Source organism: bacterium (assembly GCA_021372515.1).
In the GTDB taxonomy this organism is placed as follows: domain Bacteria; phylum Gemmatimonadota; class Glassbacteria; order GWA2-58-10; family GWA2-58-10; genus JAJFUG01.
In genome coordinates, this window is the sequence record JAJFUG010000013.1 from 1 (window position 1) to 19,614 (window position 19,614).

Consider the following 19,614-nt stretch of genomic DNA (forward strand, 5'->3'; position numbering starts at 1 on the left):
GGCGACCGGTCACGGGGCCAGGACCTATATCGGTTTCAACGAGGCGGCCGACCCGGACGAGTTCATCCGGGAGGTAAAAAAGTCGGAAACCGAGTTCACGCCGGTCGATTACCGCAAGTACGTGAACCATATCGACTCCCGGCCCGGGGTGCAGGTGCTGCTGCCGGCAGGGACGCTCCACTCCTCCGGGCGGAACCAGGTGGTGCTGGAAATCGGCAGCCTGTCAGTCGGCTCGTACACTTACAAGCTGTACGACTACCTTCGCCCCGACCTGGACGGCAAACCGCGGCCGATCCACACCTACCACGGCGAGCGGGTGCTGGACAAGGGCCGCAAAGCCTCGTGGGTGCAAAAGAACCTGGTGCAGGAGCCCCGGCTCGTCCGCCAGGGTGAGGGCTGGGCCGAGTACGTCGTGGGCGAGCACGAGCTGCTTTATTTCAGCCTGCGCCGGCTGGAATTCGAAAAATCGATCGAGGGAGATACGGAAGGCAAGTTCCACGTGCTGACCCTGGTCGACGGCGAAAAAGTGGTTGTCCGCTCACTCGACCACCCCGAGCTGTGCTATACCCAGAATTACCTGGACGTGGTGGTTGTCCCGGCGAACATGGGAAGATACGTCATCGAAAATCTTGGGAACCAGCCTGTATGTGTACACAAAACAATGTTGAAGGACGGCTTTGAAAACGACAGCATATCTGGCGATTGACGCCGGAGGGACATATCTGAAATCGGCCGTGCTGGAAAAGGCGGGAGCTATTGTTGACGGCTCCGCTTTTTCCAACCGGTCATTTTCGGATGGAACTTGCAGCGAGATACTGGAGGCCTTCCACCTGACATTCGCCCACGGGCTGAGTGTTATCCGGGAAAGGGGAATGCATCTCGGTGGCATCGGGATCGCCATCCCGGGACCGTTCGACTACGACCGGGCCACCCCGCTGATGAAGCATAAATTCAAGAGTATTTACGGGCATGACCTGCGAAGCGCTTTCCGGCGGATGCCCGGGATCGCACCGGAACTGCCCATCCGGTTCACGCAGGACGCCAACGCAATTCTGGCCGGTGAAATAGCCTACGGCAACGCCAGGGGGTTCGGCAGCGCCGCCGTGGCCACCCTGGGCACCGGCCTGGGGTTCGCGATTTCCGAGCGAGGGAAAGTCCTCTGCAATCCAATGGGCGGCCCCTTTTATTCAATCTTTCGGATTCCCTATAAAGATGGAATCCTGGAGGATTATACGGCAAAAGAAGGAATAATAAGAAATTACAGAAGGTTATGCGCCACAGGGGATACGGATGGGATGGAGGTTTCCGACATCGGGCGTGGGGCGGATAGCGGCGATATCGCCTGTATCCACGCTTTCGGGGAGGTCGGGACAGTCCTGGGGGAATCTCTGCGGGATATCCTTCTCGAAAGAAACACCGAGTGTCTTCTTCTGGGAGGACAGATTGCCAGGTCTTTCCTGCACATGGAAAAGCCGTTGAGGGAAGCGTTGAAACAGGTAAACAGCTTGCAGAGAATTGCACGGGTCAAAAACATCGACCATGCGGCCTTGATCGGGGTCCACGCTGTTCTTTTACAGAATGAGCAAATAAATTCCGACAGCCCCCTGAACTCCGACTATAGTTATCAGCGATGAGTGCATTCTTTTGTATTCAATGTCTTTATCGGATTTTCGAGTCATGCAACCGCTGCCCGGGAGCCGGATACGATTATGAACAGAATACTGGCCATCGCGATTCTGATCCTTGCCTCCGCCGGTACTGCTCTGGCGGATGACGAGTACAGCTCGTGGGATGAATTCCGCTATTCCGGCCCCGGCCTGAAACAGATCGGCCGGCTGGCGACCAGGCCCGCAAAAGAGATCGAAGCTTCATCCTGGTCGGTCGGCTGCGAGACCCTCGACCGCGACTACGCGGATTTCAGCCTGTACAAAAATTACGTGGGCGAGCTTGGCGTTAAGCAGGCCCGCCTTCAGAGCGGCTGGGCGAAATGCGAGAAGGTGAAAGGCAAGTACAGTTTCGCCTGGCTCGACAGTTGTGTCTACGGACTGGCCGCGCAGTCGGTCAAGCCGTGGATCTGCCTGTGCTACGGGAACCCGCTCTATGGTTCGGAGCTCGGGCTGGGGGCTGGGGTGGCGGCGGTGTCACAATCGGAAAAAGCGATGGCGGCCTGGTTGCGCTACGTGGAAACAACCGTTGAACGGTACAAGGATGTAGTCAACGAGTGGGAAATATGGAATGAGCCCTATGGTCAGGAAAAGGACTATGCGCCGCTGTTGATCAAAACAGCCGAGCTGATCAAGAGAATCCAGCCCGGGGCGATTATCCTGGGCGAATCGCTGTGGGATGATGTCGAGAGTCCGGAGGTGAGGCTGCCTTTCGAAGCCCTCAAAGCGGCAGACAAGCTGGACCTAGTCGATTACTGGGCATATCACCCTTATGTCAGGAACCCCGACGATTGTTATCCGGTTCTCGATAAGTTCATCGCCTTCATCAAATCGTACCGGGCAGACTATAAAGTGTACCAGGGCGAGGTCGGCTGCCCCTCCCAGCTCGAATGGACTCATGCGCTTGCATATTATCCCTGGACCGAGATCAGTCAGGCCAAGTGGGTGCTCCGGCGCATGGCAGGTGACCGCGTAAGGGATATCCCATCCTCGGTTTTCACGATCATCGACCTGCGCTATCCCAATATGCTCCAATCGTTCGGGCTCATCCGTTCCAACCTTCTGCATGAAATCATATACAAGCGCCCCTCCTACTACGGCGTCCAACATATGGCGGGCTTCTTCGACAGTATGGTCAAGGCTGTGGGAGAGATGGAACATACCACGGAGGCGTACCGCAAGTTGACAGTCGCCGGCTTCGAGCGGGAGGGCGGCTCGATCGCGCTGGTCTGGTACAAAGATCGAATCCCGGGCAACGAGTTCAAGTGGGACCAGATCAGTCTAACCATCAAGAAAATGAATTTCAAAGACCCCGTTTATGTCGAGATGATCTCTGGGAAAGTATATGCGATAAATCCCGCAGACTGGAAAAACGACGGTGACGCCGTGTCGTTCCGGCGCCTGCCGGTATGGGACAGCGTAATCATGCTGGCCGAGCGCTCGGCTGTCCCCTTGAAAGCGGAGTGACACCCGGTAAAGGTTGAAGCTCGCAGTCGGGTCGAGGGCAAACGGCCTGAATCTTTGGGATTCAGGCCGTTTTGTATTCATAGCGCCGGGGGACGGAATTGAAAGACAATCGTCGTTCGACCCTACTGCAACGGGTTGTCTTTCACGCTGCGGGGTACGCTGCCCGAAGGGGCGGCGCTTTGACCGGCCCGGGCCTGGAACGGTATGTCCTTCCTCAAAGGCATTCCTGATCGAATGCAGCCGTTTTCCGCCGTCTTTCAGCTTGTGTGCCTGAACCCGACTTTAACCAAGAGTATCCTGTTGAAAAAAAACCTGAAAACTGTATTTTATGGGTGAAGCAATAAGGCTCATTCCCCGCCGATAATCCCGCCAGGTTTATCTTTCCAGGGGATTTAAGATGAGACAGGATAGTCAGGCCATTGCGATTACAGGCATCGGTTGCCGTTTCCCGGGAGGCGTCAAGGACCCCGATACTTTCTGGAAACTCCTGGCCGAGGGTAGGGACGCCATCACCGATATCCCTCCCGACCGCTGGGACATTGACACCTATTACGATCCGGACCGGGGGAAACCCGGCAAGGCCTATGTGCGCAAGGGGGGGTTCATCGATGATGTCTCCCTCTTCGATCCCCTCTTTTTCGGAATATCCCCCAGGGAAGCCTCCTGCATGGACCCGCAACAGCGCCTGCTGCTGGAGGTGGCCTGGGAGGCTCTGGAGGACGGTGGGTTCTCGCCGCAGCGGCTTGCCGGATCGAGGGTCGGCGTTTTCACCGGCTCCTTCACCCACGACTTCGAGCACATCCACACGCAGTATTCGGAAAATCACCTTCACGGACCGCATTCCGGCACCGGCATCGGTATCAGCATCACGGCGAACAGGCTCTCGTACACTTTCAATTTCACCGGCCCGAGCATCACAATCGATACCGCCTGCTCATCATCTCTGGTGGCGGTGCATCTGGCCTGCCGGAGTCTGCTGGACGGGGAATCCGATATCGCACTGGCCGGCGGGGTGAACCTGATAATAGACCCGCAGATGACGGTCGTGCTTTGCAAAGGTTCGTTCTTATCGCCGGACGGCCATTGCAAATCCTTTGACGACAGCGCGGACGGGTACGTCCGGGCGGAGGGCGCGGGCCTGGTGGTCCTGAAACGTCTTTCCCGCGCCCTGGAGGACGGCGACGCGATATACGCGGTGATCCGCGGCAGCGCGGTGAACCAGGACGGGAAAAGCAAGGGCCTGACTGTCCCGAACGCGGAGTCTCAGGTTAAGGTCATCCGGGAGGCCCTGCGCAAGGCCGGCCTCGGCCCCTCCGAAATACATTACGTGGAGGCCCACGGCACCGGCACCCCGGTGGGCGACCCGATTGAGGCCGCGGCTCTGGCCGAGGCCCTGACCCAGGAGCGCAACGGGCTGGAATGCATAATCGGGTCGGTCAAGAGCAACTTCGGCCACACTGAATCGGCGGCCGGCGTGGCCGGGCTGATAAAAGCCTCACTGATGCTCCGGCACGGCCTGATTCCTCCCAACCTCCATTTCAACAACCCCAGCCGTCAGATTCCTTTCGACAAGTACAAGCTGCGCGTCCCCACCACGCTCGAACCCTGGCCCCGGACCGACAGTGGCAGCCGCCGGATCGCCAGCGTCAATTCTTTCGGCTACGGGGGAACCAACGCGCATGTCATACTGGAAAGCTGCGAGCCATCCCGGGGGGCTGCGATTCAGGCCGGGGAGGAAAAACTTATACTGGTGCCCCTCTCGGCCCATCATCCCCAGGCCCTGACCGGCCTGGTCCGGGGATTGGTCGATCGGCTGGAGAGCGGGACGCCGGAGGGGAGCGCCCTTTACGATATCGGTTGGACCGCGGCCCTGAGAAGGGAGCACCACCGGTACCGGCTGACAGTGGCGGCGCAGACCCGGGAGGAGCTGGCCGCGAACCTGAAGGTTTTCCTGGAGGGCGGGAGCCGCCCCGGAATGGCCTCAGGACAAACCCTGCAGCCAGAGGCCCAGAGACCGGTCTTCGTGTTCTCGGGCATGGGCCAGCAGTGGCGCGGCATGGGACTGCGTCTGTACGAGACCGAGCCGGTTTTCAGGCGGACCTTTGACCGCTGCGCCGACATTTTCAAAGGTCTCACCCGCGAATGGAGCCTGCTCGAAGAGCTTCGGGTGGCTGATGAGGCCGGCTCACGGCTCGCTCAACCCAAGGTCGTGCAGCCCATGATCTTCTCCCTGCAGGCTGGGCTGGACGCCCTGTGGCGCTCCTGGGGGATAGCTCCGGACACGGTGATCGGGCACAGCGTGGGGGAAGTGGCGGCAGCCTGCTCAGTTGGGATTCTCAGCCTCGAGGATGGCGCCCTGGTTACTTATCACCGGGGCCGCCTAATTCAGCGGCTTGAAGGCAAGGGAACAATGCTCGCGGTGGGGCTCTCCCTGGAGGAGACCGGGCCTCTGCTCGAAGGGCTGGAAGGGCTGGTATCGGTCGCGGCCATGAACGGTCCCCGCAGCCTGACCCTTTCCGGGGATGAAAAGGCGCTCGGGGAAATAGCCTCCCGCCTGGAGCAGAAAAACGAGTTCGCCCGCTTCGTGAACGTGAACGTACCCTACCACAGCGCCGCCCTGGATAGCATCCTGGATGAGTTCGAAAAGGCTATCGCGGGCATCGCTCCCCGGAGCGGGGATGCGAAGATGGTCTCGACTGTGACCGGCGGGGTGCTCGACGGTGCGACCGCCGGCCCCTCCTACTGGCGTGACAATATCAGAAAGCCCGTCCTGTTCGCCCGCGGAATCGGCAGGCTCTTTGAAACCGGCCATTCCCTTTTCGTCGAGGTGAGCGCGCACCCGGTTCTCGCGGTGCCGCTGAGAGAATGCCTTGAAACCCCTGGCGGCCGGGAAACAGCGGTGATCCCCTCGCTGCGCCGGGACGGAGATAACCGCCTCCAGATGTACGGGGCGTTGGGACAGTTATATGCTGCCGGATATCCCCTGGATTGGACCCGGCTTTACTGGTCGAGGGGCAAAGTGGTCCGGTTCCCCTCCTATCCCTGGCAGCGGGAATCCCTGTGGATGGAAAGCGAGGAGTCGCTTCAGCGGCGCCTGGGCCATAAAACGGTCCGGGACAACAGTGACTCGCACCCTCTGCTGGGCCGCCGTCTGGATAATTCCATGCCCGTTTGGGCCGTCCATGTGAGCAGGACAAAACCGGCCTGGATCGCCGAACACACCGTGCAGGGAAACGTGGTCTTCCCGGGATCGGCGTTCATCGAGATGGCTTTCGCGGCGGCCAGGCGGCTGTTCGGTGAGGACCTCTTCCTCGTGCGGGAGGTCGAGATCAGCTCGCCGCTCATTCTTCAGGATGACAGCAGTGTGTCGCTCCAGCTCTCGGTCGAGGAGGATTACACGTTCCGGATCAACAGCCGCCCACCCGGCGCGGAAGCGGAATGGATCCTGCACGCCAGGGGCAGGCTGGAGCGCATGGCGCAGGTGACGCCGCCCGCCCCGCAGAACCTGGGAGAGTTGAAAAGCCGCCAGAAGTGGTATAAATCCCGCCAGGCCGCTTACGCCGATTTCCGTCAGCACGGCCTGGAGTACGGGCCGGGCTTCCAGGCGATCGAGGAGGCCTGGATCACCGACTCCACCGCCCTCGGCTGCCTCAAGCCGCCTATCGGCCCCGGGAAAGAGTCTGGCGGCTACCTCTGCCACCCGACTCTTCTGGACGCCTGTTTCCAGGTCATGGGCCTTCTGTTTCCCTCCCGGGGGACTTACCTGCCGGTCTGGTTCGAATCCATCCGGTTCTACGGCTCACCGGGAGAGACGGCCTGGTGCTACGCCAGCAAAACCAACAGCAACCGGAGCCGGATCAGGGGCGACCTGCTGCTGACAGACGGAGAGGGCCAGCCGCTGGTCGAGATCCGGGGCTTCCATTGCCAGAAAATGGAGAGCTCGGAGGAGTACACTCCGGAGTTGCTGGACGGCATACTGTACGAGCCGGTTTGGGTGCTGGACGAGAAATGCGCCCGGGTGCGGCGCCTGGCTGGGACCGGCTGCCTGCCCGCCCCGGAACGGCTGGCTGAAAAGCTCGGGAACGTGCTCCCCGGCCTGATCGAGCGCCACGGGAGGGCGGAATACTATTCCGCGGTGGCACCTGAGCTGGATGCGATTTGTGGCTTGTACGCCGCAGAGGCCCTGGAGCGGCTCGGCTGGAATTCCGGTGGCGCGGAGCCCTTTGCCCCGAAAGACCTGATCGCCCGGCTGGGCCTCCCGCCACAGCGATCCGGCCTGGCCGGGTATCTGCTCGAAATGATGGCCGGGGCGGGCCTGCTGAAAAAAGAAGGCGGATACTGGTGCAACGCCGCCGCGCCGGGAACCAGAAGGGCCGCGGAGGCTTGGCGGGACTCGCTGGCCAAGCATCCCGCCTGGCTTGCCGAGTTGACCCTGATCGAGCAATGCGGCTCGCACCTGGACAGGATGCTGACCGAGGAGAAGGCCCTCCAGTCAGTGGCCTTTTACCCGGACTCCGCCTTGAGCGAGTTTCTCCACCAGGACTCGCCTTCTTTCACAATCTACAACCGCCTCCTGCAACTGGCGGTCAACACAGTGGTGGACAGCCTGCCGGAGGGCTGTCCGCTCCGGGTCCTGGAGCTTGGAGCCGAACCGGGCTCGCTTCTGCGCTGGGTGTTGCCCGTGCTGCCCCCGGCACTGGCCCGGTATGTCCTGACCGCACAGTCGCAGGAGCGCCTGGACAAGGCCCTCGCCCGTCACCGGGACAACCCCCTGGTGGGCGGACAGGTTCTCGATCTCGCCAGAGACCCTGGCGATCAGGGCTTCGAGACCGGAGCTTTCGATCTGGTCCTGGCAGGCAATCCGCTCAGCTTGAGCGACGATCCACGGAGCGCGCTCGAGCGGGCCGGGAGCCTTCTTGCGCCCGGCGGATTGCTGTTTCTGCTCGAAACCGACCGCTCCGCCCGGTGGCTCGAACTGATACTGGGCTTTCTGCACCGCGGACGGCGACAATCCTGGGACGGCGGCCAACCCGGGATTGACCTGCCCGAGCTGCTGGAATCGGCGGGTCTCTCCGAGGTTTCGCCGGTTTCGGACCGGGAGGACGCCTGCACGCCGCTGCAGAAAATTCTGATCGCGCGGAAACCTGTCCCAAGGGAACCCGAGCCGACCGCTGACCTGGACCGGCCATCCGGGGGACAGCCCGCTCCGGGACAGCCCTGGGTCATTCTGGCCGATGAAAGCGGCCTGGCTGAGCGGTTGACAGCACTTCTGCGGGCCAGGGGCATCCAGCCGGTGCTGATACAGGCGGGCCGGACGGAGGACTTCGCCGGGGTCTTCCGGACTGTCTGCCCGGATAACTCCACCGCCCCAGTGGTTGTCAGCCTCCGAGGGGCGACTGACGGACTGGAGAAAATCACAAGCGACAGCCTGGAGAAGACGACCAACGCACTGTGCGCGGAAACCCTGCACCTGGTCCAGGCACTGATGCAGCGCGACTGGGCGGTTAACCCCGCGCTCTGGATGGTCACCCGCGGCATCGAGAATATCGGCCCGCGGACCGGGATTTCTCTCTGCCAGGCTCCACTGCTCGGGCTGTGCCACGTAATCCAGGCCGAGTTTCCCAAACTCCACACGCGCTTAATCGACCTCAGCCCGGCTCCCTCCCCGGAGCAGACGCGGCTGCTGGCGGAAGAACTTCTCTCACCGGGCAAGGAAGATGAAACAGGCCTGCGCGACGGGCTTCTCTACCGTCGCCGCCTGATCGAGAGAAAAGAAAGAGATTTCTTCAATCCGCCCACTGGAGATTACCGTCTTTTCCCCATCCGGTCCAGAGGCCTGAACGGGCTGACCTTGCGGGATTTTTCAGCCGCAGAGCCGGGGCCGGGGGAAGTTCAGGTGGAGGTGCGCGCGACCGGCCTCAATTTCAAGGATGTGCTCATGGCGGGCGGGGTCCTGGATAACGCCGGCATAATCAACTGGAGCGCCCGCGGAGTGATCGGCTGGGAATTCTCGGGTGTTGTCCGTCAAACCGGGCCGGGCGTGCTGGATTTGTCGCCCGGGGATGAGGTGATCGGACTGCATTACAACAGTTTCTCCAGCGCCCTGAACGTCTCTCAACGTACGCTGGTCCGCAAGCCGCAGAGGATGAGTTTCGAGGCGGCGGCCGCCCTGCCGGTGGTTTTCGGCACCGCCTATTACGTGCTGCACGAGCTGGCCAGAATCCGCAAAGGCGACCGGGTTCTGATCCACTCTGCCACCGGCGGGCTGGGACTGGCCGCGGTCCAGGTGGCGCGTGCGGCCGGAGCCGAGGTGTTCGCCACCGCCGGGAACCACGAGAAACGGGAGTTCCTCCAGGCCCTGGGATTGAAATACGCGGGCGACTCGCGCTCCCTGTCTTTCGCCGATGAGATTCTGGACCTCACCAGAGGCGAAGGAGTGGATATCATCCTGAACACCCTGCCGGTCGAGAGCTTCCCACGGAACATATCGACCCTGAGGCCGGTGACCGGCTGTATCATCGACCTCAGCAACGTCTACGAGCGCTCCCTGAAGATGTACGACGTGTCCAAGGGGGTTTCGGTCCACTCTTTCCTCCTGGACAACCTGCTCATACTCCATCCCGAGGCCTTCCAGGGCGCTTTCAGGGAATTCATCGGCCTGTTCGAAAGCGGGCAGTTCCACGCCTTGCCTTACAGGACCTATCCCCTGTCGGCGCTTCAGGATGCGTTCAAATACATGCGCTCGGGGAAACATATCGGCAAGGTAGTGGTCTCCATGGACGGGTCGGTGACAGCGCCGCTCCCCTCCCGGGACAGGATAACGGCACAAAAGGATGCAACTTATCTCATCACCGGCGGGCTGGGCGGTTTCGGTCTGGCTGTCGCGCGGTGGCTGGTGAGCTGCGGGGCGAGGCATCTGGTGCTGGCCGGCCGCAGCGGCGCATCCAGGCCCGGAGCGCTGGAAGCGGTGGAGGAACTCGAAAAAACGGGCGCCAGGGTGACTGTCGTGCGGGCCGATATCACCAGCCGCCAGGCGGTGGGAGAGCTCTTGGAGCAGATACGCTCGACCCTGCCCCCCCTTCGCGGGATCGTGCATGCGGCCATGGTGCTGGAGGACTGCCCTCTACTCCATATGAGCGCCGCGGACATGAAAAAGGTGCTGGATCCGAAAATCCTCGGCGCCTGGAACCTCCACGACGGAACCCTGGAAACAAAGCTCGATTTCTTCATCTGCTTTTCCTCCCTGGCCGCGATCTGCGGCAATGTAGACCAGGCCAACTACGCCGCGGCCAACAGTTTTCTGGATGCCCTGATGCACTGTCGGAGGCTCGCTGGATTGCACGGCCTGTCTATCAACTGGGGGGTGATCGAGGGAGCCGGTTACCTGGATGTCCAGACCGAGCTGAAAGATTTTCTTTCCAGGCGGGGCCTGGGTCCGGTAACCTTGGACCAGGCGTTCCGGGCCATCGCCTATGCGCTCGAAAAAGACCTGACCCAGATCGTGGTCTCGCCGGTCAACTGGAAAAAACTGAGCGGCTACCTGCCTGTGATCGGCACATCGCCCCGCTTCTCGCTTCAGTGGAAAGCCGACGGCGAGAGGGAGAAAGAGGCGGATGCCAGGCTGGTCGGCGCGATCATCGCCGCGGAGCCGGCCCAGCGCAGGGAGATGCTCGCGGATTTCCTCGCCGGAGAGGTGGCCCGGATCCTGGGTATCGCCAAAAACAGCCTGGAACGGACCCGGGCGCTCGATTCGGTGGGGATTGACTCCCTGATGGCGGTGGAGCTTGTGATGGCGATTGAGAGCGGTCTGGGCATGACAATGTCCAAGATGCTGCTCGCCAGGCCGGGCCTGACTATAGACAGCCTCGCCGAGACGATCGAGAAAGAGCTGCAGAAACAGTCGGCCCAGGGAGAGAACCCGCAAAAAGCGGAGACAATCAAGAACAGCGGCGGGGAACTGCCGGTGAACGTGGACGAGATAAGCGACGGGGATGTGGACCAGATCCTCAAAACCCTGCTCAGGCTCGAGGGACAGAAAGATGGCTGAGAACGGCCCGGACCTGTCACAGCTCTCGCCGGAGGAAAAACGCAGGCTGCTCAAGCAGATGTTGCAAGAGAAAGCCTCCGCTTCCAGATCGGACCCGGTCTGGCCCGAGGGGTTCTACCTTTCGCCGGAGATCCTCGATCTGCAGAAAAAACTCCAGTTCCTGGAATCGGCAAACATCAAATCCGTGTTCTTCGCCCCCTCCGAGGGGATCAACGCCGCGACCACGCTGATCGGCGGCAGGCAGTTGATCAATTTCGCCAGCTACAACTATATCGGCGCCTCTGGGGACCCGGAGGTCAGCCGGGCGGCCCGCGAGGCGATCGACCGCTACGGCACCTCGGTCTCGGCCTCGCGCCTGGTCTCAGGGGAAAGGCCACTGCACGGGGAGCTGGAGCGCGAGATCGCGGATTTTCTGGGCACAGAGGACAGCCTGGTCTTTGTCGGAGGATACAACACCAATGTCAGCGTGATCGGGCACCTGTGCGGGCCGGAGGACCTGATCCTCTACGACTCGGTGATCCACGCCAGCGTGACCGCCGGAGTCCGTCTTTCCGGGGCGGCGTCGCGCCCTTTTCCGCACAACAACTGGAACACGGTGGAGCGGATTCTGGCCGAGGAGCGCAGCCGCTACCGTCAGGTGCTGGTCGTGCTCGAGGGCGTTTACAGCATGGACGGCGATATCCCCTGCCTGCCGGAGTTTGTTGGGATCAGGAAACGCCATCGCGCCCTGCTGATGGTGGATGAGGCCCACTCGCTCGGCGTGATCGGGGAGCGCGGAGCCGGCATCGGGGAATACCACGGCGTCGCGGCCGACCAGGTAGATATCTGGATGGGCACCCTGAGCAAATCCCTGGCCAGTTGCGGCGGTTACATCGCCGGACGCCGGGCCCTGATAGAGTATCTTAAATTCACCAATCCGGGGTTCATCTACAGCGTCGGGATCAGTCCGCCGGATGCGGCCGCGGCCCTGGCCGCGTTGCGCCTTCTCCGGCAGGAGCCTCAGCGGGTGAAGCGTCTCCAGGCCCTGGCGCGCCTTTTCCTGGAGGGGGCCGGCAGGCACGGCTGGAACACCGGCGCCAGCCGGGACTCCGCGATAATCCCGCTGATACTGGGGCCGGCGGCGCGCTGCTTTATCCTGCGACAGGCGCTCTACGAACGGGGGATCAACGTGCTCCCGCTCACCTATCCCTCGGTGGCGGAGAACGCCGCCCGGCTGCGGTTCTTCATCAGCAGCACCCATACCGAGGAGCAGATCCGTTACACGATCGAGGCCATCGCGCAGAGTATGGCCGAGCTGGGCTTTCAAGACTCCTGAGCCGCTTCCGGCGAACCGATTTTGTCAGGGAAAGATGTCATGCCGAAAACCGCGCTTATCACCGGTGGTTCCTCCGGACTGGGGCTGGCCCTGGCCCGGGAGCTGTCAGGCCGGGGCTATGCAGTGCTCCTCCTGGCCCGTGACCGCGACAGGCTCGACCGGGCGGTCGAAACGATCCGGAGCGCGGGGGGCGCCGCCGAGGGATTCCAGTGCGACATCCGCGATGAAACCGCGCTGAGGCGGGTGGAAGCGGAGGTGCGGGAACGCTCCGGGGCCGTGGATTTCCTGGTCCTCAACGCGGGCGTGGTCACTCCGGGCCTGTTGCAGGACTTCCGCAGCGGTACGGAGCTGAAAAAAGACCTGGAGACAAACCTCTGGGGCACGATCCTCTGCTCGCATGTGTTCCTGCCCCTGCTGGCCCCTGGGTCCCGTCTGCTGATGGTCTCCTCCGGGTTCGGCCTGGTGGGGCCGGCCGGTTATGCGGTGTATGCGGCCTCCAAGGCCGGGATGATCGCTTTCGCCGAGTCTCTGCGCCGGGAATTCCTGCACCGGGACATCGCGGTCCACGTGGCCTGTCCCGGCGACATGCTCACGCCCCAGTACACGCGGGAGCTGGCCGACCAGCCCGCCTGGATGAAGGAAAAGTCCCCACGGGGACTGCTGACTCCGGAGGAAGCGGCGCGGAGAATTCTTAAACAATGCGGGCGCGGCAGGTTCCTGATCGTGATCAACCCAGAGGTGCATCTGTTGCAGTTCCTGACCAGGCTCCTGCCGCGCGCCCTGAGGGACCGGCTGCTTGACCGTGTGCTGCCGCGGCCCGGCTGAGAGTGGGGCAAAGGGAAAAGATTCTTCGGGGAATCGGCAGGCTTCTGTCAGACAGGAATAACGGACGGTATATCAATAGGACCCGGCAATGAGCGGCATCCGGATAGCACCCCTCGAAAACACGAAAAGAAACATCCGGGAATTCGTCAAGTTCGCCTGGCGGATCTATAAGGACGATCCGCACTGGGTCCCGCCGCTCATTTTCGACACCGTTTTCCGCATCCACAAAGGCCCCTACCACGAGACCGGCGTGATCCAGCCGTTCATGGCCTACCGCGACGGGGAGCCGGTGGGACGGATCATCGCCCATTACGACAGCTATCACAACTCATATTTCAACACCCGGCGCGGAGCGGTGGGGTTTTTCGAGTGCGTCAACGACACCGAGGTCTCGCGGGGCCTGTTCCAGGCCGCGGAAACCTGGCTCACCGCGCAGGGCATGACCGAAATGTACGGCCCCCAGAATTTCCTGGTCTACGACGCCTCCGGCCTGGTGGTCGACAATTTCCAGGACGATCCGGTCGTTGAATGCTCTTACAATCCGCCCTACTACGAAAGGCTTTTCCTGGATTACGGTTTCGTCAAGGACATCGACTGGTACGCGTTCCGGATCGACAGCGATGTGCTGATCCCCGAGTCCTTCCTGAACATCTGGAAACAGGTGATGAACAACCAGGAAGGGCTCACTTTCCGCAACACGGTGATCAGCCGCTGGAACAAGAAAGCCTCCCTGGAGGAGGGGAAGCGGTTCCTGGAGGCGTTCAACCGGGCCTGGGCCAACAACTGGGGGCACCTGCCAGTGCGCGAGAGCTACATCTCCTACCTGGTGGATTTCGGGCGCTGGATCGGGATACCGGAGCTGGTGATCATCGCCGAGCACAAGGGCCGCATGGCTGGATTCGTCTACAACATCCCGGATTTCAACCAGGCGCTCAAGAGAGCGAACGGGCGTCTCTTTCCGTTCGGCATTTTCAAAATTCTGCGGGACATCCGGAAAATCGACCGTATCCGGGTGGCGATGACCGGCATCCTGCCCGAGTACCGTCTGTCCGGCATGCTCGAGCTCTGCCTGTACCTGGAGACCAAGAGCCGCGGTGACAGGCGCGGTATAAAATCCTACGATTTTTCCCTGATCGTGGAGAAAAACAGCGGGGCCTGCCGGGGGCTGTACGGAGTGGGCGGTAAACGCTACAAGACTTTCCGGTTCTATTCCAAACCCATAACTGCGGTCTGAGAAGGGTGGCCTCGCTGCCTTGGCGGCTTGACGATTGCCGGGTGGATGTGACATTGTATAGATAAAATCATGATTCGCTCTTGTCTCACTTTATGTTTAAATAGCCTTAACATCCGGCTTTGATTAATTTTCACACCGATATAACCTGACCTGCCGTGTTCTGCATTCATAAAAGTCAAATCTTCCAAGGAACCGATATGGGCAGACTGACCGGAATGAGATCATTTTCGGCCGCTGTGGTTGCGATTTTAGCTCTTGGCGGCGCGCCCCTGCATTCTGCCGATGCCGAGAAGTCCATGTCCCTCACCCTGGCGATCCAGAGACTGCTGGAGTCCGGCCCTGGCGTGCAGATCGACAATGAATCGGTACGGCAGAGCGCAAGCCTCTATGAGAGGACCGCCGGTCAATTCGACCTGCTACTGACCAACGGCGTGTCGCTGGAGCGCAAGCATGTGCCGGTCTCGGGGATGCTGAACAATTTCGAGCGGAACGAGAATTTCGCCCTGGGCCTGCAGAAACAGCTCCGCAACGGCGTGTCGCTCTCGGTAACGGCCGCCTCGTTCGACCTGACCGACAATATCACCAACATCCGGCCGCTAAACGGGGCGGATGTCACCGCCCTGGTGATAGTGCCCCTGCTGCGCGGCCTCGGAAACAGCAACACCGACGCCGATGAGCTGGCCGCGAAATCCACTCTGGATGCCCAGGGACTGCTGACAGGCTATTCTGTTTCCGCGCAGATATACGACCTGACTTCCGCATACTGGGACTATCTGGCCGCGGTGGGATACCTCGAGATACAGAAAAAGGTGCGGGAAAACGAGCTGAAAATGCTCGATATCGTGGGCAAGCTGGTTTCCACCGGCGAGCTGGCGCCCGTGTTCCTGGAACAGACCAAAGGCAATCTCAACACGACCCTGCGGGGGATCAGCGACGCCGAGTACAGCCTCTATTCCAGCCGTCAGGATATCGCGGTGCGGCTGGGGTACGCGCCGCAGGAAATGGATCGGGCGCCCCTGCCCTCGGAGGAGTTCCCGGAGATGGCCGATCCGGACAGCCTGCCCGAGGGCGCCCGGGCCCGGCTGCTGGAGCAGTCGATGCAAAACCGGGGCGACTACCTGGCGCTGCTGAAAAACATCGAGACCGACCGGATCTATCTGCATCAGGCCGAGAACAGCAAAAAGCCCAACCTGAACCTGAACCTGAAACTCGGATACGCCGGTCTCGAGGAGGATGGCGGCAAGGGACGGTTTATCAAGTCGTACTCCAACAATGTCGACGGCGTTAACTCCTATCTGGGCCTTCAGTTGGAGTTGCCGGTGGTCAACCATGACGCGCGGGGCCAGGTGAACTACCGTCTATCCCTTCTTCGGGAATCCGAAATCCGGAAAGACAACCTGGCCAATGCCATTGTCTCCGAGGTCGATCTCGCTCTGGAATCGATGCGACGGGCCGTGCGGGAATACCATCTGGCTGAGGAATCCTCCAACTATTTCCTCAACGTGGTCGATTTCGAGGTGGAAAAAGCCAAAAACGGGTCGCCGGACCTGACCAGCCTGTATATCGGCCTCGACCGGTTCAGAAACGCGAAGATGGCGCAGATCGACGCTCAGCGGAAGTACGCCGTGTCCCTCGCCCGGCTCCGTCTGTCCACCGGCACAGTGCTTGTCGGCCGGGGCGACGGCTGGGTCTATATCTCCGGAGCCATGACCCAACTGCCCCCGATTCAATGAACACCCGAACCCGAGAGACAACAATGGATAAACTGGACCGCACCTTCGCAGTATCAGTCCTGGCTCTGTCCTTATGCGCCGCGGGCCTTTCCGCCGCGGACAAGGTGGGAGCCACGGGGCATATAGTGCCGGCGGCAGGAATAGTCAAAGTCGCGGCGCTCAGGCAGGGAGTGCTCTCAGAGATAAAGGCGCAACGGGGCGACGTGGTGAAAAAAGGCGCACCCCTGTTCACCCTGGTGGTCCCCACTTCCAGCCTGGCCGAGGTCGAACTGGCCAAGCTGGACCTGCGGGACGCCACCGAGAACGGGGCCAAGGCGGTGGAGCTGCAGAAGCTGAAAATCCAGGCGGCCACCACCGAGCTGGATATAGCCGAGAAAAGGCTCGCCCGTTTCGAGTCTATGGGCCAGGACTTTTCCGCCCTCTCGCAGAAAGAGGAACGGGAGTACCAGGTGAAATCCGCGCGCAAAAGCCTCGAGATCGCGCAGGCCGAGCTGGAGCACATGACCCTGACCAACACAATCAACATAAACAGAGCCACCGAACGGCTGAAAGCCGCCCGTGGCGCGCTCGACCTGTGCACCGTGCTCGCTCCGGTGGACGGCACCGTGATCGACTATTTCCAGAACCCGGGGGAGGTGGCCGGCACTGCGCCCAGTCTGATCCTGGCCGATCTGCGGACTATGTACGTTGTCGCCGAGATATCGGAAAGCGACGTGCTCAAGCTGAAAGAGGGCCTGGCCGCCACTGTCACGCACAGCGCCATCTCCACGCCCCTGACCGGACGGGTGGAATACATCGGACGGTTCGTGGCCGACAATGTCAAGACCGCCAATGTGCGGATCCGGCTCGACCAGGCCGAACCAGCCTCCCGTCTCCTGAACATGGAGGTGAATGTCACGATCGATCTGGGCGCCGGGATAAAAACCCAGTGATTACGGCAACGCTCCTGCGGGTCCTGGCTGAAACCCCGCTCTGGGCGGTGGTGGCCTCCGCCCTTGCGCTTATCGTTGTCTTTGCGGAGGTCGGTATAATCCTTCTGGCCGCGGCGCTCGAGCGCCGGGGCAGACGGAAATCGGAGCGCCTTACAGCCGCCAGCGCCTCAGCCGGTGCGCGCTGCGCCGTGATCGTACCGAGCCGGGGCCTCACACAATCGGTCGAGTGCAATTTCGCCACCGTACTCCGGCAGGACTGGCCCGCGTACGAGGCGTATTTCGTGGTGGAGGCGGAGTCCGACCCCGGTGCACCGGTCTTGAAGGCGCTCTGCGCCTCGAACAGGAACGCGCACCTGGTGGTGGCTGGACAGTCGAGCACGTGCAGCCAGAAAATCCACAACCTGCTGGCCGGGGTAGCCGCCGCGGGAGAGGTAGATCTGCTGGCCTTTGCCGACAACGACATCCCCCTGCCGCAGGACTGGTTGGCCAGCCTGGCCGCCCCGCTCACCGACCCGCGCATTACGGTGACCACGGGTTTCTGGCGGATACAGAGCAGCGACAGCAGTTTCGCCGTGCAACTGCAAGTATTTTTCAACCGGCTGCTCTATTCACATTTTCTGACCGTTTCCAGCCTCGCCGGAAGCTTCCTCTGGGGGGGCTCGTTCGCCATGAGAAAAGTCGACTTCGAGGCCCTGGGAGTGGCCGACCGCTGGGCGGAATCGGTCAGCGATGACATGAGTCTGGGCCGGATGCTGGCCGCCGCAAGGCGGAAAAGCAGGCTGATCCCGGGATTCCTTATGGTCAGCGGAGAAACTTTCGCCTCCACGAGTGAGGCGGTGAGGTGGTTTTCCCGGCAGGTGATGAACCTGAAAGCGAACTTTTATAATCTCTGGCTGTTGGGACTGACACCCCTGTGCCTTATGCTCGCCGGCGGCTACCTCGTTGCTTTGCTGGCGGTTTTCCGGTATTTTTTCAGTGCTCTGTCTTTCTGGTCCTGCGGCGGTCTGGTGACAGTGCTGGTCCTTGGGGGGGAGCTGGTGATCGCCGGATGCTCAGGCCTTCCCGGGACAGTCGAGGGGCGCTGGCGGCTCGTCGCGCGTATCCATCTGTTCCGGTTCTGTTTCCTGGCAGCCTGTCTGATGACCCTGGGAAAAAAATACATCCACTGGGCAGGAGTCGGGTACCGTATCGACCGTCAGGGCCGGGCGGTGGAGATTCACCGCTGATAGCGACAGTTTCATTCTTCCGGTTTTATCGGAGAGTCGCATGAGATCGATGCTGCTGGCCTGGAACAACACCTTCCAGAACGTGAAACGCACCACTGCGGCAGTCGCCGGGATATCGTTCTCCATCCTGCTCATTTTCATGCAGCTCGGTTTCCTTAACGGCAGCAAGCTCGCTTCCTCGGGACTTTACCACTATTTCTCGTTTGACCTGGTGATAGTGGCCAGCAAGTTTCTGCACCTGGGCGCACCCGTGGAATTTCAGAAAACGCGACTCATGCAGGCCACCACCGTGCCCGGGGTCAAGGATGTCTTCGTGCTGAACGTGGCGCCCGGCACCTGGAAAGACACCCATACCGGCATCCGGACCTATATGCGGCTACTGGGCATCGACCCCAAGCCGGAGTTCATCCTCGACCCCGAGATCGTAAACGGTCTGCCCGCCATCGAGAAAACCAACACGGTGCTGATCGACAGGCTGTCCCACAAGGACTACGGAGATATCTCCGTGGGACGGAAAGCCGAGATAGACGGGACCGAGGTCACGATCGGGGGCCAGTTCAAGCTCGGGATGGTCTTTTTCGCCGAGGGCTGGGCCGTGACCAGCAACAGCAACTACACCCGCCTGACCTGGCGCGACCCCCGCAGCATCACCTACGGCCTGATCTCGGTCGACAATCCGAAAAATATCCAGACAGTCAAGCAGGAACTCAAGAAACGCCTTCCCAGCGACGTGGTGGTCTACGACCGCGATGAGTTGATCCGGCGCGAGCAGAAATATTTCATCAACGTCAAGCCGGTGGGCATAGTTTTCAAGCTCGGCGTGCTTGTTTCCTACCTGATCGGGGTGGTGATCCTGTTCCAGATCCTCTCGACCGACATCTCGACCCGGCTCAAGGAGTACGCCACTCTCAAGGCGTTGGGATTCTCGAACTGGTACATCTACTCGATCGGCGTGGGGCAGGCCCTGCTGATGGCCTCGCTGAGCTATGTCCCAGCCCTGGGCTTTGCCGCCATCGTATTCAAGATAGTGTACAAACTGTCGAACCTGCCCATGCGCCTTACTCCGGGGCTGGCGCTGTTTGTCCTGCTTCTGACCCTGACCATGAGCGGAATTTCCAGTGTCATCGCCTTGCAGAAAGTGAAGAAAGCCGATCCGGCGGAGTTGTTTTAA

General features: G+C 61.2%; 11 protein-coding genes. All 11 read left to right on the forward strand.

Annotated features, from left to right (window positions below; genetic code table 11):
- A partial coding sequence (locus LLH00_00915; protein MCE5269828.1) for a phosphoheptose isomerase occupies positions 1-706 on the forward strand: 706 nt, incomplete at its 5' end.
- Complete coding sequence (locus tag LLH00_00920) at positions 678-1,634, forward strand: ROK family protein (GenBank protein ID MCE5269829.1); 957 nt, start codon at positions 678-680, stop codon at positions 1,632-1,634. The genes LLH00_00915 and LLH00_00920, both read left to right, overlap by 29 nt.
- 75 nt (positions 1,635-1,709) lie before the next feature.
- The gene (locus LLH00_00925) at positions 1,710-3,131 is read left to right on the forward strand and encodes a glycoside hydrolase (protein ID MCE5269830.1); all 1,422 of its coding nucleotides are present in this window, start codon (positions 1,710-1,712) and stop codon (positions 3,129-3,131) included.
- A gap of 397 nt (positions 3,132-3,528) precedes the next feature.
- Entirely contained in the window at positions 3,529-11,178 is a 7,650-nt protein-coding gene (locus LLH00_00930; protein ID MCE5269831.1) for an SDR family NAD(P)-dependent oxidoreductase, read from the forward strand.
- Positions 11,171-12,493: an aminotransferase class I/II-fold pyridoxal phosphate-dependent enzyme gene (locus LLH00_00935; protein MCE5269832.1), complete on the forward strand. Its 1,323-nt coding sequence runs from the start codon at positions 11,171-11,173 to the stop codon at positions 12,491-12,493. The genes LLH00_00930 and LLH00_00935 overlap by 8 nt, the downstream gene beginning before the upstream one ends.
- A 39-nt stretch (positions 12,494-12,532) precedes the next feature.
- Positions 12,533-13,318 (forward strand): SDR family NAD(P)-dependent oxidoreductase, encoded by a 786-nt coding sequence (locus LLH00_00940; GenBank protein ID MCE5269833.1) that lies wholly within the window; start codon positions 12,533-12,535, stop codon positions 13,316-13,318.
- 88 nt (positions 13,319-13,406) lie between these two features.
- Positions 13,407-14,552: a hypothetical protein gene (locus tag LLH00_00945; protein MCE5269834.1), complete on the forward strand. Its 1,146-nt coding sequence runs from the start codon at positions 13,407-13,409 to the stop codon at positions 14,550-14,552.
- A 296-nt stretch (positions 14,553-14,848) separates the two neighbouring features.
- Positions 14,849-16,285 carry a TolC family protein gene (locus LLH00_00950; GenBank protein MCE5269835.1) on the forward strand — a complete coding sequence of 479 codons (1,437 nt, stop codon included), beginning with the start codon at positions 14,849-14,851 and terminating at the stop codon, positions 16,283-16,285.
- A 23-nt stretch (positions 16,286-16,308) separates the two neighbouring features.
- On the forward strand, positions 16,309-17,217 hold the full coding sequence (locus tag LLH00_00955) for an efflux RND transporter periplasmic adaptor subunit (GenBank protein ID MCE5269836.1): 909 nt from the start codon (positions 16,309-16,311) through the stop codon (positions 17,215-17,217).
- Positions 17,214-18,443, forward strand: coding sequence for a glycosyltransferase family 2 protein (locus LLH00_00960; GenBank protein MCE5269837.1), 1,230 nt, complete (start codon positions 17,214-17,216; stop codon positions 18,441-18,443). Before LLH00_00955 ends, LLH00_00960 begins: the two co-directional genes overlap by 4 nt.
- 40 nt (positions 18,444-18,483) lie before the next feature.
- A complete protein-coding gene (locus tag LLH00_00965; GenBank protein MCE5269838.1) occupies positions 18,484-19,614 on the forward strand; it encodes an FtsX-like permease family protein in 1,131 nt (376 codons plus the stop codon).